This window comes from Pantoea sp. USMM079 (assembly GCF_037153115.1).
In the GTDB taxonomy this organism is placed as follows: Bacteria; Pseudomonadota; Gammaproteobacteria; order Enterobacterales; family Enterobacteriaceae; genus Pantoea; species Pantoea communis.
The window spans coordinates 1-334 of the sequence record NZ_JBBCKX010000076.1 but is presented as its reverse complement, the minus strand read 5'-3'; the positions used below and the strand labels follow the sequence as shown (position 1 = coordinate 334).

General features: G+C 50.9%; 1 protein-coding gene. It reads left to right on the top strand.

The window, feature by feature from the left end; translation table 11 throughout:
- The coding region (locus WFP70_RS26580; protein ID WP_337024913.1) for a transposase at nucleotides 1-334 on the top strand (334 nt) is incomplete at both ends.

Sequence of the window (334 nt, the reverse complement as noted above, 5' to 3'; positions counted from 1 at the left end):
TATCAGCAAAGAACTCAACGGAAAAACGGTTCAAATCCTGACATCCATGTGCGACCCCCTGAGGTATCCCAAAGCAGATGTCGTGGATTTATACGGCCATCGCTGGGAAATCGAGCATGGGTTCCGCGAGATGAAACAACACCTGCTGAATAATGAGCTGACGCTGAGAAGCAAAAAGCCAGAACTTGTGCGTCAGGAGCTGTGGGGCGTGGTCCTGGCCTACAACCTTCTGAGGTTCATGATGGCGCAGATGGCGTACAGCCTGAAAGGCGTGGAACCTTATCAGATGAGTTTTAAGCAGTCCGCACTGTATCTGAGAAGTCATCTGAGCCTG